Annotated in this window: 18 protein-coding genes and 1 pseudogene; 12 read left to right on the forward strand and 7 right to left on the reverse strand. The window is 63.4% G+C overall.

From position 1 onward, the window contains the following. Positions 1–126 precede the first annotated feature (126 nt). Positions 127–531 carry an alternative ribosome rescue aminoacyl-tRNA hydrolase ArfB gene (gene arfB / locus LPA34_RS23290; RefSeq protein WP_228982708.1) on the forward strand — a complete coding sequence of 135 codons (405 nt, stop codon included), beginning with the start codon at positions 127–129 and terminating at the stop codon, positions 529–531. Between the two features lie 21 nt (positions 532–552). On the opposite strand, the gene LPA34_RS23295 is transcribed toward arfB, so the two are convergent. Beyond that, the gene (locus LPA34_RS23295; RefSeq protein WP_228982713.1) at positions 553–1845 is read right to left on the reverse strand and encodes an EAL domain-containing protein; all 1293 of its coding nucleotides are present in this window, start codon (positions 1843–1845) and stop codon (positions 553–555) included. 281 nt (positions 1846–2126) lie between these two features. Between LPA34_RS23295 and LPA34_RS23300 the strand changes: the two genes are divergently transcribed. Beyond that, on the forward strand, positions 2127–2417 hold the full coding sequence (locus tag LPA34_RS23300) for a putative quinol monooxygenase (RefSeq protein ID WP_228982714.1): 291 nt from the start codon (positions 2127–2129) through the stop codon (positions 2415–2417). Positions 2418–2554: 137 nt separating this feature from the next. Here LPA34_RS23300 and LPA34_RS23305 read toward each other — a convergent pair whose 3' ends face one another. From LPA34_RS23305 to LPA34_RS23315, 3 genes are all read right to left on the reverse strand, one after another. Continuing rightward, positions 2555–2812, reverse strand: a complete 258-nt coding sequence (locus LPA34_RS23305; RefSeq protein ID WP_228982715.1) for a DNA-binding protein — start codon at positions 2810–2812, stop codon at positions 2555–2557. A 163-nt stretch (positions 2813–2975) separates the two neighbouring features. Then, positions 2976–3206, reverse strand: a complete 231-nt coding sequence (locus LPA34_RS23310; RefSeq protein ID WP_228982717.1) for a hypothetical protein — start codon at positions 3204–3206, stop codon at positions 2976–2978. Positions 3207–3461: 255 nt separating this feature from the next. Further along, positions 3462–4181, reverse strand: a complete 720-nt coding sequence (locus LPA34_RS23315) for a YdcF family protein (RefSeq protein WP_228982719.1) — start codon at positions 4179–4181, stop codon at positions 3462–3464. Positions 4182–4426: 245 nt separating this feature from the next. Between LPA34_RS23315 and LPA34_RS23320 the strand changes: the two genes are divergently transcribed. Beyond that, positions 4427–4750 (forward strand): hypothetical protein, encoded by a 324-nt coding sequence (locus LPA34_RS23320; protein ID WP_228982720.1) that lies wholly within the window; start codon positions 4427–4429, stop codon positions 4748–4750. Between the two features lie 300 nt (positions 4751–5050). On the opposite strand, the gene LPA34_RS23325 is transcribed toward LPA34_RS23320, so the two are convergent. Next, positions 5051–5302 carry a hypothetical protein gene (locus LPA34_RS23325; RefSeq protein ID WP_228982721.1) on the reverse strand — a complete coding sequence of 84 codons (252 nt, stop codon included), beginning with the start codon at positions 5300–5302 and terminating at the stop codon, positions 5051–5053. Between the two features lie 298 nt (positions 5303–5600). After that, positions 5601–5996 (reverse strand): annotated as a pseudogene (locus LPA34_RS23330) (transposase); the annotation flags it as partial. Positions 5997–6408: 412 nt separating this feature from the next. Between LPA34_RS23330 and LPA34_RS23335 the strand changes: the two are divergent. From LPA34_RS23335 to truB, 9 genes are all read left to right on the forward strand, one after another. Further along, positions 6409–7311: a LysR family transcriptional regulator gene (locus LPA34_RS23335; RefSeq protein ID WP_228982722.1), complete on the forward strand. Its 903-nt coding sequence runs from the start codon at positions 6409–6411 to the stop codon at positions 7309–7311. Between the two features lie 45 nt (positions 7312–7356). After that, entirely contained in the window at positions 7357–8565 is a 1209-nt protein-coding gene (locus tag LPA34_RS23340) for a pyridoxal phosphate-dependent aminotransferase (protein WP_228982723.1), read from the forward strand. A gap of 285 nt (positions 8566–8850) precedes the next feature. Next, complete coding sequence (gene scpB / locus LPA34_RS23345) at positions 8851–10038, forward strand: SMC-Scp complex subunit ScpB (RefSeq protein WP_228982724.1); 1188 nt, start codon at positions 8851–8853, stop codon at positions 10036–10038. A 61-nt stretch (positions 10039–10099) separates the two neighbouring features. Then, complete coding sequence (gene rluB / locus LPA34_RS23350) at positions 10100–11986, forward strand: 23S rRNA pseudouridine(2605) synthase RluB (protein ID WP_228982726.1); 1887 nt, start codon at positions 10100–10102, stop codon at positions 11984–11986. Positions 11987–12396: 410 nt separating this feature from the next. Beyond that, positions 12397–12855 carry a ribosome maturation factor RimP gene (gene rimP, locus LPA34_RS23355; RefSeq protein WP_228982733.1) on the forward strand — a complete coding sequence of 153 codons (459 nt, stop codon included), beginning with the start codon at positions 12397–12399 and terminating at the stop codon, positions 12853–12855. Continuing rightward, positions 12852–14327 carry a transcription termination factor NusA gene (gene nusA / locus LPA34_RS23360; RefSeq protein ID WP_228982729.1) on the forward strand — a complete coding sequence of 492 codons (1476 nt, stop codon included), beginning with the start codon at positions 12852–12854 and terminating at the stop codon, positions 14325–14327. Before rimP ends, nusA begins: the two co-directional genes overlap by 4 nt. 93 nt (positions 14328–14420) lie before the next feature. Continuing rightward, on the forward strand, positions 14421–17333 hold the full coding sequence (gene infB, locus LPA34_RS23365) for a translation initiation factor IF-2 (RefSeq protein ID WP_228982731.1): 2913 nt from the start codon (positions 14421–14423) through the stop codon (positions 17331–17333). 164 nt (positions 17334–17497) lie between these two features. Beyond that, complete coding sequence (gene rbfA, locus LPA34_RS23370; protein WP_228878171.1) at positions 17498–17863, forward strand: 30S ribosome-binding factor RbfA; 366 nt, start codon at positions 17498–17500, stop codon at positions 17861–17863. A gap of 36 nt (positions 17864–17899) precedes the next feature. Continuing rightward, complete coding sequence (gene truB, locus LPA34_RS23375; RefSeq protein ID WP_228982732.1) at positions 17900–18835, forward strand: tRNA pseudouridine(55) synthase TruB; 936 nt, start codon at positions 17900–17902, stop codon at positions 18833–18835. A 108-nt stretch (positions 18836–18943) separates the two neighbouring features. On the opposite strand, the gene LPA34_RS23380 is transcribed toward truB, so the two are convergent. Then, positions 18944–20500, reverse strand: coding sequence for a DHA2 family efflux MFS transporter permease subunit (locus tag LPA34_RS23380; RefSeq protein WP_267478880.1), 1557 nt, complete (start codon positions 20498–20500; stop codon positions 18944–18946). Positions 20501–20518 lie beyond the last annotated feature (18 nt).

Here is a 20518-nt window from a genome sequence, read left to right on the forward strand (position 1 = left end):
ACAGGACGCCGTGCCATCGCTTTGGCGGTGCGGTCCTCACGTGCACGATTCTCCGGGGCTTCGTGCGAAGCGCACGGCGACGGCTGCCCAGGCTATCCTCGCATTTGATCGAAATCCATCCGAGCCATGACTTCCCGTTACCCGGTCCCACTGAATGAAATCGAACTGACGGCCGTTCGCGCGCAAGGAGCGGGCGGGCAGAACGTCAACAAGGTGTCGAGCGCGATTCATCTGCGCTTCGACGTGCGGGCGTCGTCGTTGCCGGACGTGCTCAAGATGCGCCTGCTCGCGCTGTCGGATCATCGTTTGACGCGCGACGGCGTCGTGATCATCAAGGCGCAGGAACACCGGACGCAGGAGATGAATCGCGCAGCCGCGCTGGCACGGCTCGACCAGCTGATCGAAAGTGTCAGCGTCAGTCGCAAGGCGCGCGTCGCGACACGTCCGACGCGCGCATCGAACCGGCGCAGGCTCGATGGAAAAACAAAACGCGGTGAAATCAAGGCAGGCCGCGCACGCATCGACGACTGAGGTGTCCGCGCGCCGGCGAACTCAGCGCGTCGTGTCGCGCGATTTCCCGGATCGGTCAGGCAGAAAATCCGCGCAGAATACATCCGGGCCTTCGCTGCCATCGGCGCTATCGATGGTGATGGCGGCGGTATAGCAATCGTCGCCCTCGGTGAGCGAATAGTGTGGCCCCATCAGAGCGACGCGCCCAGGTGTTGCCAGCGCGTGACGGAAATACGCGCGCCGTGACCAGTTGCTATGCGTATCGGGAAAGAGCGGCGCAAGACGATCTGGCGGCGGCGCGAGATCCTTCGCGGTGACGGACGGCTGTTCCTGCAGCCCATGCGAGTTGAGGACGAAGATGCGTCGTGCGTCGCTCACGGTGAAAACGTGCTCCGCCGCCTGCGCGAGATTCCGCGTCGCCGAATACACGCTCGCGCCCGCGCGCACCGCTTCGGCATAGGTCTCGAAACCCAGTTGCTGGTGGCGCCTGTTCGCGCGGTCATACGCCTCGTATTTGCTCCACATCGAATCGATCAGCTCCGGTGCGCCGTTACCGGCCGCCCGCACGGACGCCTGTGGCTTGCCGAACCAGTATCCCTGCACGAAATCCACGTCGGCCTGCATGAGAATCATCAGCTCGTCATCGGTCTCGACACCTTCGGCGAGCACGAGCGTGCCGGCCTGATGCAGCATCGCGATCAGATGCATCATCAGCGATTCATCGCCGTCACGCTTGCCGGCGCGCGCGATCAGCGAGCGGTCCAGCTTGACGATATCCGGACGCAGCCGCCACACGCGGTCGAAGTTCGAAAAGCCGGTGCCGAAGTCGTCGATCGCGATCAGAAAGTCGCGCGGCCTGGCAGCGGCGAGCGTGCGCGCCACGGCCTCTTCATCGCCGGCGGGCTGCTCCAGCAGTTCGATCACGATGCGCTCGAGAGGCAGGCCGAAATGAGTGGACAGTTCGTCGATAAACGCGCGATGCGGCCACTTCGTTTCGAAAACCTGCGGCAGTGCGTTCAGAAACAGCCAGCACGCATCGATTTTCTGTTCGACGAAATTCGCGACGTGCAGACAGCGCGAGAGCCGGTCGAGGATCGGTGCGTTGGCGTGAACCTGCGCCTGTGAGAAGAGTGCTTCGGGTGTGACCGGGTTGCCCGCCGAATCGGTCGCGCGCAACAGCGCCTCATAGCCGACGATGCGTTGATGCGTGATCGACAGCACCGGCTGGAACACGCTGTGCAGCGTGATGGAACGCCAGTTGGCCGACCAGCCGTCCCCCGCCCGGACGATGCGGGGCAAGAGGCGGCCAAGCGTCAGTTCGTCGATGGTGGACATCCGGGTTTGTGATGGGCAAGGTGCTTCGGCATGCTGCCGGCCGCGCATTTTCGCGCGTTTTCTCGATACCGGCCGGCGAAAGCCCCGCCTGCGCGCGGCTGCGTAACCTGTGCCTGAAGGCATGCTCCAGCGATCTCGCGTGGAACGCCATGCAGACCTGGGGTCGAAAAGAGTCTATCAGTTCATTTGCCAGATGAGTGTTCGGCGGGCCACAGAATCCGGTGTTCAGCGCGTTGGCGACGCCGCGGGTATGCTGCTGCTTTTCTGGAATGGAGAGCGATATGTCGGAAGTGGCGGTGGTGGCAATCTCGGTAGCGAAGCCGGGCTGCGAGGAACAGTTGCGCGAGGCAATGGTGGGGATCGTCGGGCCGACGCGCAGGGAGCCAGGTGCGCTGCAATACGATCTGCATCGCGATGTGAAGGAACCGCGCCGCTTCGTGTTTGTCGAGCGCTGGGAGAGCGAGGCCGCACTCGCCGCGCACGCAAAGTCCGCGCATATCGCTGCCTACAAGGCAGCGACCGTGGACTGGGTCGAACTCTTCGAAATTCGCGTCGTCTCGAAGATCGCGTGATGACGTGGCCGGAGGCATCTGGCTGCATGCCGGTGACGGATCAGGCGACCCCGGATGGACCGACGGCGGGCATATGCCCGCCGTCGTTGTTCTGGCCTGTCGTCGATGTCAGGCACGTGTTCGCTGAAAGCGGCGCCTTAGTGCGTGGCCTGCGGAACGTCGAGGATCAGGATGATCGTCCAGTCCGCGTCGCCTTCGTGATGGTACTGCCGCTCCGCGACGATAAACGGCTGCTGCTTGCCAGCCGGGCCGAGGAAGAGCACATCGCCTTCCATGGGCAGGCATTCGACCGGCGGTAACGCGAGAAACGCTTCCTGGCTGCCACGCGGCATCAGTTTTTCAATCTTGCGGGACGCTGCTTCGGTCCATTCGATGTCCAGCTCGATGTTGCTCATACTGTCCTCCGCACCAGGGTGCGCACGGGTTGGGATGGGTGGGTGCGCGACTTTAGCATACCGTCATCCACACGCCGGCAATAAAAAAGCCGAAGCCGATGACGCCGGCTTCGGCTTTCTCTCCTTGATGCGGCACGATCTTGCCGCGACGCCGGAGCAGACGTTATTCGGCCTTCGGGGCCTTCTTGTGCTTCATCGACTTGCCATGGTGGTGAGCCGGCATCGGCGCGCTTTCCATGGCTTGCTGCTTTGCCTGCAAATCTTGCGCACGTTGTTCGACGTCGGCTGCCTTTGCCGGATCGGTGCTCATCGTGACGCCGTTACCGGACTGCGCATAAGCCGCCGTCGTCAGCGCCGAAAGGGCAACCAGGACTGCCAGGGACGCTTTTTTCATTGCTACCTCCGTAGAGTGATTGATGGACCCGAGTAAAGCCTGTCCAGTCGGAAAGACACTGCATTCTAGCGAGCAATATCTGTTATCGCGGACCGCTCGTAACAGAATTGACAGTTCGTTACATTCAGTTACATTCGACTCCGATCCTTGTCCTGGGTGGCCAGCGCAGTATCGATGCGATTCGCATGCGTCGGTCCGCAGGGCGTGCTCATATGGGCCGCCCATTCGAGCAGCATTCTGCGTGCCCTGGTCTGATCAGAACCAGCCGATCGCACGATAGACGTGAAATTGTACAATTCCGATTAGTTCGTGCAGCGCGATGTCCGCGTTGACAAGGTTGATGTAGCGCGGCAGGACGCCGGGGTGTGCGCGACGCGTATTGGAAATAACTGGCTGCGGGAAACTGCCGAAACGGTGGAAGTCGAGCAACGCGCGTGGCATCTGATGCGCGGATGTCACGAGTATCGTCGAATCGTAATGTTCGCGTTGCAGAATGGGTACGACGAGCTTTGCATTTTCGTAAGTCGTGAGGCTGCGGTTTTCGAGCACGATATCGCTGCGCGCGACGCCGCGTTCCACGAGCCAGGGCAGATAGATATCGGCTTCGGCGGCTTCGTGCCGCTGTGGATTGCCTCCGCTTACGATGACATCGCAGTGCGTCGCGACGTGCGTGCAGTCGGCGTAGAGCGCGGCGGTTTTTTCGATGCGTGCGATGGCGTCGTGCTTCGGCATCAGGCGGCCGTTGCTGTCGTATTCGGTGCCGCTGCCAAGCAGCACGATCGCGGCGCGCCCGGAGAAAGTTGCGTGTGCAACCGGACTTGCTCCGCGCTCGGCCCATGCGAGAAGCGGCGCCGTCAGCCATCCGGACGAGAGCAGCCAGAAGAGCGCAAGCGCGATAATGAAAATGATCGAACGCTGCCGGCGCAAGAGCAGGAAAGCTGCAAAAAAAAGCGCCAATAAAGTGAATAGAATCAATTTAAATGGGGTAACGTATGACTTTCGGGACAATCTTCGCGCCTGCCATCGCACCGGTACGGATCGCATCGTCGGCACGGGGATAGAACGTCGGCAACGCGTTCGTACGGGGGTTCTGAATATAACAGGCAGCACCCGGTGGCAAACGGAACATCGGGAGAATCCGGTGCTTCGCCTCTCACCAGTGGCGCGGTGACAAGCGTTGCGCAAGTCGTGTCATGGCTGCACTTTAAGAAAGAAGTGAGATGACCACGTATTCCAACGAAGCGGTACTCGAAGCGCTAAGGCGGGCGCAATATCGCCAGGTACCCTGGGCCAGACGACCCGGTGTTTTCGAATATCTTCGCGCGCAAGGTCTCATGGAGACCGTTCGACAGCGCACGGTGGCGCCGGCGCCGGGCTTTCATGCCCCGGTCGATATCGCGGTGCTGACCGAGCGGGGCAGGGCAGAGTTCGCGCGACTCGAACGCGACGAGCGCTCACTGCAGTGGCATGCCCACCGGATGAACGACTACATCGTCATCACACCTGAAGCGAGCCCGGTCGTCGATCTCGAAGCGCGTTCGTAACCGCTACTGATTCGGCCCTGCGCGAACCGGCGCCGTGCGTCGGCGAGACCACCTTTCGCAAAAAAAAGCCCATATCGCGAGATACGGGCTTACCGGATTTGCTTCTGCCACGCTGTACTTATGGCGTGGGTGAGACAGCGCTCATTTCGAAGTGGTTCCCGGCATTGTTCGCATGGTTCGCTCAGGATCGTAGCGGCGCCTGACGGTTATGAACCTGCTTCCTTCCAACGCGCGCCCGTATCTTCATCCGGTTGTGTAAAACAGCCGCAATTTCCTGCGTGCCTGCTGGATGGAGAAGCGCTAACGCCTGCGCTGATCGTTGTCGCGCGATACGTCTGGCCGCTCGCGCGCGTTGCTCGCGATATCGCCGCGTAGATTGCCACGTGGGGTGGGCGGTGTGAAGCTGCGATCCGGCGTGTCGTTCTGCCCGGTTTTGAGGCTGGCAGAACGTTCCGGATGCCAGTTCCACATCTGCGGTCGTTCCTGGGCCAGCGTGCGTACGGCAAGTAATGAAACCACCATGCCGTACAGAAGCAGGGACACTGGTTTCATGATGGGCTCCCGTCAAGCCACCTGGTTCAGGCTTGTTTGCATACTCATACGGTATGCCTGGGAGCGAAAGCGCACTGTAAATAATGGTAAAGAGATGTTTCGCCAGCCGCTGAATACCGCGTAGGGATTGCGATGCGGAACCTGCGTTGGAAAACGCTATTCCCGGTGTCGGCAGGACAGAAGCGAAGCAGGAGAAAACGCCTTCACCCCCGCAGCGAACGAAGCGGAACCCATGCGCGAGACCTCGCAGATGCGCATCGGGCGCCCAAAGGCGCCCAATGGCATGGGGGTGGCGTCAGGCCATCTTGACCGGTGCGCGCCAGGATTCCGGATTGGTCCAGAAAGCGCCGCGCAGACGGTCGCGGCTCGGCGGTGCGGGCGGCTTGGCTGCCGTCGCGCCGATGCGTCCGCGCAACGAAATTTCGCGGCCGCTCGTGCCCAGTCGCTTGACTATTTCGGCGAGCGTACCATCGGCTTGCCACTCGTCGAAACGACGGCGGCACGTGGGCGGTGACGGGTAGCGGCCCGGCAGTTTCGACCAGCCTTCACCGGTCGACAGCACCCACAGCACGGCATTGACAACCGCGCGGGCTTCCACGCGAGGACGGCCGCGTCGTTCGCTTCGTGCTGGCTCCGCACAAAACAACGCCTCGACCAGCGCCCACTCGTTGTCTCTCAAATCGTCGAACAGCATCATATTTTCACCTCAGCGAAGCTAACTCCGGTGCGCTGCCCCGCGCCGCGCACTCTTCATGCACCCAGATTCGGGTGCCAGGCGGGGTCGGGCTTGCCACGGCGTGTTGAGCGTCAATCCAGCGGCGAGGAGCGCCGACCCAGTGATCACCCTAATGCATGAAGCGTGCCATTGCCTCGACAAACGCTCAGGAACCCTGTGGCATCGGGCCAGCGCGGGCGCTAGCCAGGGGCGTATAAGAATCCAAAAAACCCATTCCGCAAATCGGGACAATCACCAATCTTGTGCAATCAAGCCCGCCCAGCGTGCGTCTGCGCTTTATTGCTGCATTGCAGCGAATAGTGATTTGTGCCTTTGCGCGTTCAGAAACAATACAATACGCATGAAAGACGTCAATTGATGAGGTGAATGGATGAATGTGACGCTGCGTCAGTTACGCGTGTTTATCGAGGTGGCGCGACTGCAGAGCTTCAGTCGGGCGGGCGACGAGATCGGGCTGACACAGTCGGCGGTGAGCCGGTGTGTGCGCGAACTGGAGGGGGAAATCGGTCTCAAGCTGATCGACCGGACGACGCGTGAAGTCCAGCTCACGGACGTCGGCGGCAATCTGGTGGCGAGCGTATCGCGGCTGCTCACGGATCTGGACGACGCGCTGCGCGAGATCCGCGAGATCGGCCAGCAGCGGCGCGGGCGGGTCGTGGTGGCGGCGAGCCCGACGGTGGCGTGCCGGCTGATGCCGCAGATCATCGCGAGCTGCGGGCGGGATTTTCCGTACGTCACGCTGGGGCTGCGCGACGACGTACAGAGCGACGTGGTGCGCAAGGTGAAGTCGGGCGAGGTGGATTTCGGCGTCGTGATCGGGCCATTGTCCACGGACGATCTTATGTGCGAGCCGATGATGACCGATTCGTTCTGCCTCGTGTCGCGCAGCGATCACCGGCTGGCTGCGCGGCGCCAGGTCGCGTGGACGGATCTGGAGGGCGAACGGCTCGTGATGCTCGACTACGCGTCGGGCAGCCGGCCGATCATCGATGCCGTCATGGCCGAACACAACGTCACCGCTACCGTCGCGCAGGAGCTTGGTCATTCGGCGACCGTGTTCGGGCTGGTCGAGGCTGGTATCGGCGTGACCGTGCTGCCGTGGCTGTCATTGCCGCTGCCGGCGAATTCGTCGCTCGTGGCGCGACCCCTGGTGCCGCGCGCGGAGCGGACGGTGGAACTGGTGCGCCGCCGGGACCGGTCGCTGTCGCCCGCGGCCGAGGCGGTCTGGGGATTGATCCGCCAGTTGCCCGCACGGGCGGAGGATTTGCGGTAACGTTACCGCCGTCGCGAACCGCTTCACCGATAACCAGACAGCACAATGACCGAACTGCATTTGCACCAACCTTCAGCCCCTGATGCCCGGGATGCCGTCCGGGCGCTGCGGCCCTCGCAGATCCGTGAAGTGGCGAATGCCGGATTTGGCATCGAGAACGTACTGCCGTTCTGGTTCGGCGAATCCGACCGGGTGACGCCGCAGTTCATCCGCGATGCGGCCAGCGCCGCGCTTAACGATGGCGCAACCTTCTACACGCACAATCTCGGCATCGCACCGCTTCGGGAGGCGCTTGCAGGGTACGTGAGCACGTTGCATGGCGCGACCCCGGCGGGACACGTCGCCGTGACGAGCGCCGGCGTGAACGCGCTGATGCTGGCCGCGCAGCTGGTGGTCGGCGCGGGAGACCGCGTGGTCGCCGTCACGCCGCTCTGGCCGAATCTCGTCGAAATTCCCAAAATCCTCGGTGCGCACGTCGACACCGTCGCGCTCGATTATGGCGCGGATGGCTGGACGCTCGATCTGGAACGGCTGCTGGCGTCCCTCACGCCGGACACGAAGCTGTTGATGATCAATTCGCCGAATAATCCGACCGGCTGGGTGATGACGCGTGAGCAGCAGCGCGCGGTGCTCGGGCATTGCCGTCGTCACGGCATCTGGATCGTCGCCGACGAAGTCTACGAGCGCCTTTATTACGCCGATGACGCCAGCGGTGCCCGCGCGGCACCGTCGTTCCTCGATCTCGCGACACGCGACGAGCGAGTGATCTGCGTCAATTCGTTTTCGAAAGCGTGGCTCATGACGGGCTGGCGGCTCGGCTGGATCGTCGCGCCGGCCGCGCTGATGGATGATCTCGGCAAGCTCGTCGAGTACAACACGTCCTGCGCGCCGTCGTTCGTGCAGCAGGCCGGCGTGGCCGCGATCGGGCAGGGCGAGGCGTTCACGCGGCAACTCGTCGCCGATCTGCACGCTTCACGCGATCATCTGGTGCGCGCGCTTTCATCGATAGCCGGTGTCGACGTCAAGGCTCCGGCGGGGGCGATGTATCTGTTCTTCTCGCTGCCGGGTGCAAAACAGAGTCTCGAACTGTGCAAGGCGCTGGTCCGGGAAGCCGGGCTTGGACTGGCGCCAGGCAGCGCATTCGGTCCTGAAGGTGAGGGCTTCGTGCGCTGGTGCTATGCCTGCGACACGGCGCGCCTCGACGCGGGGGTGGAGCGCCTGCGACGCTATCTGACAGCGCGCGGCGGCCGTTGACAGCCGCCGGACATCGGCGGGACGGACCGTCTGGCGGCCGCATGGCCGGCATTTCGCCTTTACGCTTCGATTTTTTTTGCGTAAGATGGCGCTCAGTCACGCGATTCCTTACGGGAATTTCGCTGCTCCGTCCGGCTGGGTTTGGCTCGATTAGCCTGTTTCGCCTCCCCCCGGTGCGTGCTCCCATCAATATGACCGATCAGAATCGGGCGAGCGCGTCTTCAGTTCCAAATCGTCTGTCTGATCCGGTTCTTTGACCCTAACTCATAAGGTCGACCTGGCTGCATGAATACCCAAGAGGCGAAAATCGTCCTCGAGACTGCCTTGATCTGCGCGCAGGAGCCGTTAAAGCTCGGCGAGCTGCGCAAGCTCTTTGCCGACGGCGTGTCGGCAGACACGGTTCGCACGTTGCTCGAAGACCTGAAGCTGGACTGGTCGGATCGCGGGGTGGAACTGGTCGGGCTGGCGTCCGGCTGGCGCTTCCAGAGCAAGCCTGCAATGCGCTCGTACCTGGACCGTCTGCATCCCGAGAAACCGCCGAAATATTCGCGTGCGGTACTCGAGACGCTCGCGATCATCGCCTATCGTCAGCCCGTTACGCGCGGCGATATCGAAGAAATCCGTGGTGTGACGGTGAACACGCAGGTCGTCAAGCAGCTCGAAGATCGTGGCTGGATCGAAGTGATTGGTCACCGTGATGTGCCGGGGCGCCCGGCGCTCTATGCAACGACGCGTTCGTTCCTCGATGACCTGGGGCTGAAGGCGCTCGACGAATTGCCGCCGCTCGACGATCCGTCGGCGCAGCTGAACGCGAATCTGCTGGGGCAGCGCGCAATCGAATTCGCCGATGGCGAAGCCGCCGCGGGTGAGGCGACCGATGCGGATGCGGTCAACACGAAGCCTGTTGAAGATGCGATGGAAACGTCCGGTGCGGCTGATGCGGATGTCGATACACCGCATGTCGAAGCAGCGCATGCTGAATCGGGTGACGCGACCAGGGCGCACGCAAACGTAGAAACCGGCCCGGCGGACATCGGAACCGAGGCAGCCGGCGATGCGTCGCACGTGTCTGCGATGAACGGAGAAGGTCCGTTCGCGAGTGCCGATGCCAGTGTCAGTGCCGAAGGGCAACCGCTCGCGGCGCAAGCCGATGAACACACGCATTCTGCCGAAGCGCCCGGCGAAGTACATGCCGATGCGCACGCGCAACCGGCTGAGCCGCTCGCCGACGCAGATGTGGAACCGAAAGCCGGCGATGCCTCGGGTATCGCCAGTCATGCAGAAAATCAGGATATGGCCTCCCAGGCCGATCCCGCAATACCCGCGCACGGCTCGGGCGAACTCCGCGAAACGGAGCACGCCAGTGAGTCGAACCCGACACGTGCGGCACACGACGATCAGGAAGATCGTGACGATGCCGCGCGGGACGCAGGCCTCCTGACCGACGACGAAACCGAATCGCGCAGCGCCTGACGTAACCGAACTTTTGCCGCGCCCGCAATGGACGCGCGCGACCTGACATTTTGAGGTTGTTTTGACACATACCCACGACACCGATTCGTCCGAATCCGAGCGCGCCGTGAAATCCGCGCGTCCCGACGAGACGCGCGAATCACAGGCAACGGCCGGCGAAAGCGATCGCACGGGCGACACCGCGGGCGCCGACGGCGAAGACCGTCCGCGCCGCGGTCTGCGCCGCGGTCCGCGCAGCCTGATTGCACGCCGCCGCTCAGGCGTCAGGGCGAAGGGCGCGGAAGGCGCGCCGGCACAAGGCGAGCCGGTCGCAACCGAAACGCCGCCGGACGGCGAGGTGGTCGCGCAGCCGCGCCCGCCTCGCAAGGAAGGTGGTCCGCGGCAAGGCCAGGGTCAAGGCCAGGGTCAGCGCCGCAATGCAGGCGGCAAGCGGCCTCAGGCGCCTCGCGACGGTGCGCCGCGCGAAGGCGGTCAGCGCCAGCAGAATCGCCGCGGCGAAGCGTCCGTCGCAGCAGTCGCAACCGATGCTTCCACGGACGATCTTTTCTCCTACGTGACCTCGCCGGCGTTCGACGCCGACAACAGCACGACTGGCGGCGTACGCGCGCCGATGGTCCGTGGCCGGGCCGCCGCGCCGAAACGCGTGCTCTCCCCGGACGATGACGCGCCGAAGCTGCACAAGGTGCTCGCCGAAGCCGGCATGGGTTCGCGCCGCGACATGGAAGAGCTGATCGTCGCTGGACGGGTGTCCGTCAACGGCGAGCCGGCGCACATTGGCCAGCGCATCATGCCGACCGACCAGGTCCGCATCAACGGCAAGCCGGTCAAGCGCAAGCTGGCGAACAAGCCGCCGCGCGTGCTTCTCTATCACAAACCGACCGGCGAAATCGTCAGCCACGCAGATCCCGAAGGCCGCCCGTCGGTGTTCGACAAGCTGCCGCCGATGAAGACCGCCAAGTGGCTCGCGGTCGGCCGTCTCGACTTCAACACCGAAGGTCTGCTGATGCTGACCACGTCGGGCGATCTGGCGAACCGCTTCATGCATCCGCGCTACAGCGTCGAGCGCGAATACGCGGTGCGCGTGGTCGGCGAGCTCGCCGAAGGCATGCGTCAGAAGCTGCTGCACGGCGTCGAGCTCGAAGACGGCCCGGCGAATTTCCTGCGCATCCGCGATGGCGGCGGCGAAGGCACGAATCACTGGTATCACGTTGCGCTCGCCGAAGGCCGGAATCGCGAAGTGCGTCGTATGTTCGAGGCGGCTGGGCTGATGGTGAGCCGCCTGATCCGTACGCGTCACGGCCCGATCTCGCTGCCGAAGGGTCTGAAGCGCGGCCGCTGGGAAGAGCTCGAGGACAATCAGGTGCGCAGCCTGATGGCGTCGGTTGGACTCAAGGCGCCGGCTGAGGAAAAGGGCGGTCGCAACGGGGCGCCGGAGCGCCGTCAGCCGGATCCGATGCAAACGTCGATGGGTTTCATCAACCGCGAGCCGGTACTGATGTCGCATGCGCGTCTGACTGATCCGGCGCCGCGCGGCCAGGGCCGTCGCGGTGGCGCTGGCGGCGGCTTCGGTGGTGGCTTCGGCGGCGGTGCGTCGTCGGGCTTTGGTGGAGCGGGAGCCGGTGGATACGGCGGCCGCGGCACGGGCGGAGGTCGAGGCACAGGCGGCGCAGGCGGTGCCGGTGGTGGTCGAGGCGGCAATCCGGGTGCGCGCGGTGGACGCGATATCGATGGTAACCGTGCGCCCTCGGGTAACGGCGGCAATCGTGCTGCGGGCGGCGGCGGTGCGAATCGTGCCGGCAGCGGCGGCGGGAATCGCACGCCGGGCGGCAGTCGCGGCGGCAATGCCGGTGGCGGCAACGCGGGCAATCGCACGGGCGGTAGCCCGAATGCGGCCGGTAATCGGGGCGGCCCGCGCGGTACACCGCGCAACCGCACACGCGGTCGCTGAAGCGCCGGATGAATCGTGCGTCGCGCGGGCGGCTGACCGCCGTCGACGCACGCAACCCGATGCGCTGGTCGTGCGGTCGCGGCGGGCTTCGCTAAAACGCGGGGGAAACCGTGAAATTCCTGTTAAAACAGGCTTCAGCAGGCGTTCTGCGGGTATCGCGGGTTTGCATTTGTCCCGAAAAATGCTAGAATCGCGAAGTCGCTGGGTGTGCGGTTTTTCGTGTGCGACTCAGGTGCGAGCACCTGGCAACAAGATGATGGGCGTTTCGCCCATTTTTTTTTGCCAGTGCGTTTTTGCATCCCGGGTAACACGAACGCGCGCCGGCTTTGCGCGCGGCCCGCAGGTGTGATCGTTGGGGCAACCTGGTTGGCAACCCGCTGGCCCGCCGCGCGAACATCCTGGAGGGCACTGTGCAACTGACGGAACTGATTGAAACCACGGTCGTGGGCCTCGGCTACGAGCTCGTCGATCTCGAGCGCACCGGGCGCGGCATGATGTGCGTGTATATCGACCAGCCGGCCGGCATCGCAATCGAAGACTGCGAGAAGGTCACGCGTCAGCTCCAGCACGTTCTGACGGTCGAAAACATCGATTACGAGCGGCTTGAAGTGTCGTCGCCCGGTCTCGACCGTCCGCTGAAAAAACTGGCGGACTTCGAACGCTTCGCTGGCAGCGAAGTGGTCATCACGTTGAAAAAGCCATTGGACGGACGGAAATCGTACCGGGGCATCCTGCATGCACCCGAGGGCGAGACGATCGGTCTGGAATTCGAAGGGAAGGAAGGTGCCGCGATGCTCGATTTTACAGTCGCGGATATCGACAAGGCACGCCTCGTCCCCCAAGTTGATTTTAGGAGCCGCAAACAATGAGTCGCGAAGTGTTGATGCTGGTGGATGCGCTGGCACGCGAGAAGAACGTCGACAAGGACGTGGTTTTTGCCGCCCTTGAGGCGGCGCTCGCTTCGGCCTCCAAGAAACTCTTCGAAGAAGATGCGGACATCCGCGTCCATATCGACCGTGAAAGCGGTGAGCACGAAACGTACCGCCGCTGGCGCGTGGTGCCCGACGAAGCGGGTTTGCAGGAACCGGATCAGGAAATCCTGCTGTTCGAAGCACGCGAACAGAAGGCCGATATCCAGCTCGACGAGTTCATCGAAGAACCGGTGCCGTCGATCGAATTCGGTCGTATCGGCGCGCAGGCCGCCAAGCAGGTGATCCTGCAGAAGGTGCGCGACGCTGAACGCGAGCAGATCCTGAATGACTTCCTGGAACGCGGCGAACACATCATGACCGGCTCGGTCAAGCGCCTCGACAAGGGTAACTTCATCGTCGAAACCGGCCGTGTCGAAGCGCTGCTGCGCCGCGACCAGCTGATTCCGAAGGAAAACCTGCGCGTCGGCGACCGGGTTCGCGCGTATATCGCAAAGGTCGATCGCACCGCGCGCGGTCCGCAGATCGAACTGTCGCGTACCGCGCCCGAATTCCTGATGAAGCTGTTCGAAATGGAAGTGCCGGAAATCGAGCAGGGCCTGCTGGAAATCAAGGCGGCTGCACGTGATCCGGGTGTTCGGGCGAAGATCGGCGTGGTTGCCTACGACAAGCGCATCGATCCGATCGGCACCTGCGTGGGCATTCGTGGTTCACGCGTGCAAGCCGTCCGTAATGAGCTCGGTGGCGAAAACGTCGACATCGTGCTATGGTCGGAGGATCCCGCCCAGTTCGTGATCGGCGCGCTCGCGCCGGCAGCCGTCCAGTCGATCGTCGTCGATGAAGAAAAACATTCGATGGACGTCGTCGTGGACGAAAACGAACTCGCGGTCGCAATCGGCCGCAGTGGCCAGAACGTGCGTCTTGCCAGCGAACTCACCGGCTGGCAGATCAACATCATGACGCCGGACGAATCTGCACAAAAGCAGAATCAGGAACGCAGCGTACTGCGTGACCTGTTCATGGCGCGTCTCGATGTCGATGAGGAAGTAGCCGACATCCTGATCGACGAGGGCTTTACGAGCCTCGAAGAGATTGCCTATGTGCCGCTCAACGAGATGCTCGAAATCGAAGCCTTCGACGAAGACACCGTGCATGAATTGCGCAATCGCGCCCGCGACGCCTTGCTCACGCAGGCGATTGCTAACGAAGAGAAGGTCGAAAACGTAGCGCTCGACCTGAAGAGCCTTGATGGCATGGACGCCGACCTGCTCACGAAGCTGGCCGAACACCAGATCCAGACCCGCGACGAACTCGCGGAACTGGCGGTGGACGAGCTGACCGAGATGACAGGTATGGAAGAAGAGGCTGCCAAGGCGTTGATCATGAAGGCCCGTGAACACTGGTTCCAGTGAAAATGACCATGACCCACTGACCTGAAAGCGGCCGTCAGGCCGCATGACCCGATGCTAACCGCAAGGAATCGGTCCTTGCATTAAGAGGAATGAATGGCGAGTAACAACGTAGCCCAATTTGCCGCGGAACTGAAAATGCCTGCCGGCGTGCTGCTCGAGCAGCTGCAGGCGGCGGGCGTCACCAAAGCGAGCGAAGACGACACCCTGTCCGAAACGGACAAGGCGCGCCTGCTCGACCACTTGCGCAAGTCGCACGGTTCGACTGATGCCGACAAGCGCAAGATCACGCTGACGAAACGGCACACGTCGGAGATCAAGCAATCCGACGCGACGGGCAAAGCTCGCACCATTCAGGTCGAAGTGCGCAAGAAGCGCACGTTCGTCCGCCGTGACGAAGCGGCTGGCGAAGGCGGCGATGCATCGAACCATGTGGCTGAGGATGTCGCCGAGGTCGATGACCTCGAACTTCAGCGTCGCGAGGAAGAAGCGCGGCACGAAGCCGAGCTGCTTGAAAAGCAGGCGCAGGAACTGAAGGCCCGTCAGGAACAGCTCGAGCGCGAAGAAGCAGAGCGCCAGGCACGCGAACAGGCGGCCGAGGCGGAGCGTCGTCGCGCGGAAGAGGATGCTGCGAAGAAGCGCGCGGCGGTTGCTGAAGCGACTGCGCGTGTCGAAGCGGAGCAGGCGGAGGCCGTTCAGGCCGAACGCCCGTCCGAGCAGGACGACGAACGTGCCGCCGCGGAGCGCGCAGCGCAACGCGAAGCCGCGAAGAAGGCGGAAGACGCAGCGCGTCAGGCTGCTGAAAAGACGCGCGCCGAGCAGGAAGAAGTCAGCAAGCGCCGCGCGGCGGCCGAAGCCGAAGCGCGTGCGATCCGCGAAATGATGAACACGCCTCGCAAGGCGCAGCAGGCCAAGGCGCCGGAACCGGCGCCAAAGGCCGCTGAGCCGGCGAAGGCCGCCGAAGCCAAGGGTACGCTGCACAAGCCGGCGCGTCCGGAGGGCGCCGCAACGGCCCGTCCGGCCGCGAAGAAGCCTGCGGCTGCACCGGCCACGACGGCGGCGCCGTCCTCGGTGGGCGACAAGAAGAAGCCGGGTGGCGGCAAGGGCGGCTGGCAGGACGATGCAGCGAAGCGCCGTGGCATCAAGACGCGCGGCGATTCCAGCGGCGGCGTCGATCGCGGCTGGCGCGGCGGTCCGAAGGGCCGTGGCAAGCATCAGGACCAGAACACCACGTTCCAGGCACCGACCGAACCGATCGTACGCGAAGTGCACGTGCCGGAAACGATTACGGTGGCCGATCTGGCGCACAAGATGGCCGTGAAGGCTTCGGAAGTCATCAAGTCGATGATGAAGCTTGGCCAGATGGTCACGATCAACCAGATGCTGGACCAGGAAACGGCGATGATCATCGTCGAGGAACTGGGCCATCACGCCGTCGCGGCGAAGCTGGACGATCCGGAAGCGATGCTCGTCGAGGGCGAAATTTCCGATGCTGAAGCGTTGCCGCGTCCGCCGGTCGTCACCGTCATGGGTCACGTCGACCACGGCAAGACCTCGCTGCTCGATTACATCCGTCGCGCGAAGGTTGCGGCGGGCGAAGCCGGCGGTATTACGCAGCACATCGGCGCGTACCACGTCGAAACGCCGCGCGGCGTCATCACGTTCCTCGACACGCCGGGCCACGAGGCCTTCACGGCCATGCGTGCCCGCGGTGCGAAGGCAACGGACATCGTGATTCTGGTGGTGGCTGCCGACGACGGCGTGATGCCGCAGACGAAGGAAGCGATCGCCCACGCGAAGGCCGGCGGCGTGCCGCTCGTCGTCGCGATCAACAAGATCGACAAGCCGGATGCGAATCTGGACCGCGTGAAGCAGGAACTCGTCGCGGAAGGCGTCGTGCCGGAAGAATACGGTGGCGATTCGCCGTTCGTGGCAGTGTCGGCGAAAACCGGTGCGGGTATCGACGACCTGCTCGAAAACGTGCTGCTGCAGGCCGAAGTGCTGGAACTGAAGGCACCGATCGATGCGCCGGCCAAGGGTCTCGTGATCGAAGCGAAGCTCGACAAGGGTAAGGGTCCGGTTGCAACGATCCTCGTCCAGTCCGGCACGCTGAACCGCGGCGACGTCGTGCTGGCTGGCAGCGCCTACGGTCGCGTGCGTGCCATGCTCGACGAAACCGGCAAGCCGACGAAGTCAGCGGGTCCGTCGATTCCGGTTGAAATCCAGGGTCTGTCGGAAGTGCCGCAGGCTGGCGAAGAAGTCATCGTCATGCCGGACGACCGCAAGGCGCGTGAAGTCGCACTGTTCCGTCAAGGCAAGTTCCGCGACGTCAAGCTGGCCAAACAGCAGGCCGCGAAGCTCGAGAACATGCTCGAACAGATGGGCGAAGGCGAAGTGCAGCACCTGCCGCTTATCGTCAAGGCGGACGTGCAGGGCTCGCAGGAAGCACTGGTCCAGTCGCTGCTCAAGCTCTCGACCGACGAAGTTCGCGTGCAGGTCGTGCACAGCGCGGTGGGTGGTATCAGCGAATCCGACGTCAACCTGGCAACGGCTTCGAAGGCAGTCATCATTGGCTTCAACACGCGTGCGGATGCGCAGGCGCGCAAGCTCGCGGAATCCAATGGCATCGACATTCGCTACTACAACATCATCTATGACGCAGTGGATGAGGTGAAGGCCGCGATGTCGGGCATGCTGGCGCCGGAGAAGCGCGAGGTGATCACCGGTATGGTCGAAGTCCGTCAGGTCTTCAAGGTACCGAAGATCGGCGCGGTGGCCGGCTGTATGGTCACGGACGGTGTGGTCAAGCGTTCGTCGTCGGTGCGCGTGCTGCGCAACAACGTCGTGATCCACACCGGCGAACTCGACTCGCTGAAGCGCTTCAAGGACGACGTCAAGGAAGTCCGTCAGGGCTTCGAATGCGGTATGTCGGTGAAGAACTTCAACGATATCGTCGAAGGCGATCAGTTCGAAGTCTTCGAAGTCACGGAAGTCGCGCGTACGCTGTAAGTCAGGCGTAGCGCTCGAAGGGCGGAGCGGGCGCTTGCCCGGCTCCGCCCTTTGTTTTTGCGTCGGTGTCTGCGTGCGTATTCAGGTCGCGGCGGGTCATTTCATTACCCCTGCCGTTCCGGCCTGAACGCAACGCAGCCGACAAACCGGATCACGGATTCACCATGCCTAAAAAACGTTCTTCTCCCAATCGCAACGTGCAGATCGCCGATCAGATCCAGCGCGATCTGTCCGAGCTGCTGCGCGAAGTGAAAGACCCGCGCATCGGGCTCGTCACGTTCCAGAGCGTCGAATTGACGCCGGACTACGCTCACGCAAAAGTGTTCTTCACGACGCTGACGGGCGATCCGCAGCAGACGCAGGACGCGCTCAATCACGCGGCCGGCCATCTGCACAACCAGCTGTTCAAGCGCTTGCATATTCACACCGTGCCGACGCTGCATTTCCACTACGACAAGACGATCGAAAAGGCCGTCGAAATGTCGCGTCTGATCGACGAAGCGAACGCTTCGCGCGCCAAAGACGAGTGAGCCCGCGTTCTTCACTCAAGCCAGCGTTCGATTGATATGACTGCACCACAACGCCCGCGCATTGCGCGCCGTGCGCTCGACGGCGTGCTGCTGCTCGACAAGCCCATCGGCCTGTCGAGCAACGACGCGCTGATTCGCGCCAAGCGTCTCTATCTTGCGAAGAAGGCGGGCCATACGGGCACGCTCGATCCGCTCGCATCCGGCCTGCTGCCGCTGTGTTTCGGCGAAGCGACCAAGTTCTCGCAGGATCTGCTCGAAGCCGACAAGACGTATGAAGCGACGATGCGTCTCGGCGTTCGCACGACTACTGGCGACGCCGAAGGCGAAGCCGCGGAAACGCGCGAAGTTTTGTGCGACGAGGCCGCGGTGCTCGACGCAATGGTGCGTTTTCGCGGCGACATCGTCCAGATTCCGCCGATGTATTCCGCCTTGAAGCGCGACGGCAAGCCGCTGTACGAATACGCGCGCGCCGGGCAGGTGGTCGAACGGGAAGGGCGCCAGGTCACGATCCACGTACTCGAACTGATTGCGTGCGCGTTGCCCGACGTCACATTCCGCGTCACGTGCAGCAAGGGCACCTACGTTCGTACGCTGGCCGAGGACATCGGCGAAGCACTCGGTTGCGGCGCGCACCTGGTGGCGTTGCGCCGGACGGGTGTCGGCGTGTTGACGCTCGAACATGCGGTCACGCTCGATGCGCTTTCGGACGCAGCAGAATCGGAGCGCGACGCCTGGCTGCAACCCGTCGACGCGTTGCTTTCGACGTTCCCCGAAGTGCAACTCGACGCTGAAGCCACGCGACGCTTTTTGCACGGCCAGCGTCTGCGGCTCGACGAACTGGCTATCAGCGAAGACGTGCTGAAGCAGTCGCCGCGCATGCGCGTGTATGGCGAAGGCCGGCTGCTTGGTGTCGCGAAGGCGGCCGACGGCGTGCTCGCGCCGGAGCGGCTCGTCGTGACCGCCGCGAACTGAAGCGCGAGCCGCGCCTCACAACGAAAAAAGCGGTGCCGCGTGATTGATCGCGGCACCGCTTTTTTCATTCCGCGACGCATCGATTACCGCGTCGCGGATAGACGAACCTCAGTGCGCGGCTGCCGCCGCGGCACCCGCGTCGCCGCCGGCGCGCTCCGGCTTCGTGATCCAGATCAGCGCGATCAGCGCGACAAAGATGCCGGCCGAGACGTAGAACAGGTCGTTCACGCCAAGCTGGGCGGCCTGCTGCGTCGCCATCGCGTTGAAGAGGCCGTACGCCTGCGGCTGGTTGAACCCGGCTGCGCTGAACTGCTGCATCGAATGATCGAACACCGGGTTGTAGACGTTTGCCTGTTCCGAGAGTTGCGCGTGATGCATGATTGTCCGGTGATCCCAGGCCGTCTGGAAAATCGACGTGCCGATCCCGCCGCACATGATCCGCACGAAATTCGACAGGCCCGACGCGGCCGGAATCCGGTTGCCCGGCAGGCCCGACAACGTGATCGACACCAGCGGAATAAAGAAGCCGGCCATGCCGATGCCCTGGATCAGCGTTGGCGCGAGCAGCGAAAACGTGTCGACGCCCGTCGTGTAGCGCGAGCGCATCCAGAAGCACAACGCGAACACGAGGAACGACGCGGTCGCGATATAGCGCGGATCGGTGCGCGGCAGGAACTTGCCGGTGAGCGGCGAGAGCAGCACCGCGAAGAGCCCGACGGGCGCCATCACGAGCCCCGCCTCGGTCGCGGTATAGCCGATGTCGGTCTGCAGCCACAGCGGCAACAGCACGAGATTGCCGAAGTACAGGCCGTAGCCGATCGACAGCGCGACGGTGCCGCCCGTGAAGTTGCGCTTCGAGAAGAGCGACAGGTCGACCACCGGATGCTCCGCCGTCAATTCCCAGACGATGAAGAACGCGAGCGCGATCACGGCGGTGAGGGCGAGCACGACGACCGTCGTCGACGAAAACCAGTCGAGATCCTTGCCCTTGTCGAGCATGACCTGCAGCGAGCCGACCCACGTGATCAGCAGCGCGAGACCGACGCCGTCGATCGGCGCCTTGCGGATGACCGAGTCGCGGTTGCGAAAGATCGCCCACGTCGCCGCCGCGGCCACGAACCCGACCGGAATGTTCACGTAGAAGATCCACGGCCATGAGATGTTGTCGGAGATCCAGCCGCCGAGAATCGGCCCGGCCACCGGCGCGATCAGTGTGGTCATCGCCCACATCGAGAGCGCCATCGGCGCCTTGGCGCGTGGATAGCTCGCGAGCAGCAACGTTTGCGACAGCGGAATCATCGGGCCTGCAACCGCGCCCTGCAGCACGCGCGACGCGAGCAGGAACGGCAGCGTCGGCGCGAGCCCGCACATCCACGACGAGATCACGAACAGGATGATCGACGCCATGAAGAGACGCACCTGGCCGATGCGCTCGGTGAGCCAGCCGGTCAGCGGCACGGAGATCGCGTTCGCCACCGCGAACGACGTGATCACCCACGTGCCCTGATCCGACGAGACGCCGAGGTCGCCCGAAATCGACGGGATCGACACGTTGGCAATCGACGTATCGAGCACGTTCATGAAAACCGCGAGCGAAACGGCGATCGTGCCGATCACCAGTTGCGGCCCCCCCCCCGGCGGGGGGGGGGGGTGAGGCGGGGCCAAGAAAACCTTTTTATTATT

The organism is Paraburkholderia gardini (genome assembly GCF_907164575.1).
GTDB lineage: Bacteria > Pseudomonadota > Gammaproteobacteria > Burkholderiales > Burkholderiaceae > Paraburkholderia > Paraburkholderia gardini.

Coding starts and splice junctions, on each gene's coding strand:
- arfB (WP_228982708.1), top strand. CDS start 127: ATGACTTCCCGTTACCCGGTCCCACTGAATGAAATCGAACTGACGGCC.
- LPA34_RS23295 (WP_228982713.1), bottom strand. CDS start 1,845: ATGTCCACCATCGACGAACTGACGCTTGGCCGCCTCTTGCCCCGCATC.
- LPA34_RS23300 (WP_228982714.1), top strand. CDS start 2,127: ATGTCGGAAGTGGCGGTGGTGGCAATCTCGGTAGCGAAGCCGGGCTGC.
- LPA34_RS23305 (WP_228982715.1), bottom strand. CDS start 2,812: ATGAGCAACATCGAGCTGGACATCGAATGGACCGAAGCAGCGTCCCGC.
- LPA34_RS23310 (WP_228982717.1), bottom strand. CDS start 3,206: ATGAAAAAAGCGTCCCTGGCAGTCCTGGTTGCCCTTTCGGCGCTGACG.
- LPA34_RS23320 (WP_228982720.1), top strand. CDS start 4,427: ATGACCACGTATTCCAACGAAGCGGTACTCGAAGCGCTAAGGCGGGCG.
- LPA34_RS23325 (WP_228982721.1), bottom strand. CDS start 5,302: ATGAAACCAGTGTCCCTGCTTCTGTACGGCATGGTGGTTTCATTACTT.
- LPA34_RS23335 (WP_228982722.1), top strand. CDS start 6,409: ATGAATGTGACGCTGCGTCAGTTACGCGTGTTTATCGAGGTGGCGCGA.
- LPA34_RS23340 (WP_228982723.1), top strand. CDS start 7,357: ATGACCGAACTGCATTTGCACCAACCTTCAGCCCCTGATGCCCGGGAT.
- scpB (WP_228982724.1), top strand. CDS start 8,851: ATGAATACCCAAGAGGCGAAAATCGTCCTCGAGACTGCCTTGATCTGC.
- nusA (WP_228982729.1), top strand. CDS start 12,852: ATGAGTCGCGAAGTGTTGATGCTGGTGGATGCGCTGGCACGCGAGAAG.
- infB (WP_228982731.1), top strand. CDS start 14,421: ATGGCGAGTAACAACGTAGCCCAATTTGCCGCGGAACTGAAAATGCCT.
- rbfA (WP_228878171.1), top strand. CDS start 17,498: ATGCCTAAAAAACGTTCTTCTCCCAATCGCAACGTGCAGATCGCCGAT.
- truB (WP_228982732.1), top strand. CDS start 17,900: ATGACTGCACCACAACGCCCGCGCATTGCGCGCCGTGCGCTCGACGGC.